The sequence below is a fragment of the Terrihalobacillus insolitus genome, assembly GCF_028416575.1.
Taxonomy (GTDB): domain Bacteria; phylum Bacillota; class Bacilli; order Bacillales; family Amphibacillaceae; genus Terrihalobacillus; species Terrihalobacillus insolitus.
The window spans coordinates 1-670 of the sequence record NZ_JAMQKB010000068.1 but is presented as its reverse complement, the minus strand read 5'-3'; the positions used below and the strand labels follow the sequence as shown (position 1 = coordinate 670).

Below are 670 nucleotides of genomic sequence, written 5' to 3'. Positions count from 1 at the left end.
GCGAATATAACTTTTGGAACAAGAGGGTTAGCTTGGTCAATTTCGTCAGCTACCAAAAGTGGCGATTATCCAAGAAGCCCCCACTTCAAGCAACCCGCAAGGGTGGTAAGTGGTGGGAGTAGTTCACTGGTTTAGCTTTACATGATAACCACCATTTTGAACAAATTAAAAATGGCTTAAGTGCAAGATTGAGGTAACGGGGTCATTTCTGCAATTTCCGTCCAACATAGGCTTAGGAAAGACAAACGAGAATTCTTCTGTTATAGGGCGCGAGTGCGGGATAAAATGTAATAACTTGGAGTGAGGTAAATCATGAAAAAGGCTCAAGAACTTTGGAATCAAATTCCTGAATGGGCAAGAGAAAAACTCATTCATAATGTGTTTTGCACCTCTTGTTCAGGAGTTACTACGATTATTGATTATGAAATTGAGATGGCAGGATTCAGAGAAGATATTGTACTCCGCGGTAAATGTCAGAAGTGCGGACATGAAGTAGCTCGCTACATCGAGAGAGATTGAATCATTGACAGTAAACTTTAATGCACTTCCGAAAGAAGTCTCCCTCTTCAAGCGTGTGAAGGGCTTAGCCCAACGGTAAGGGGGAGATAAATTTCGTTTGGGCGACAGCCCAAACGCTTTTTCTTTTGTCTTTTTTCTCAATGCGGTATAA

At 41.6% G+C, this 670-nt stretch carries 1 protein-coding gene; it reads left to right on the top strand.

Features of this window, described 5'->3' with window-relative positions; genetic code table 11:
* The first annotated feature begins 312 nt into the window (after positions 1-312).
* Positions 313-519, top strand: a complete 207-nt coding sequence (locus tag NC797_RS18315) for a hypothetical protein (protein ID WP_272438220.1) — start codon at positions 313-315, stop codon at positions 517-519.
* Positions 520-670: the final 151 nt, after the last annotated feature.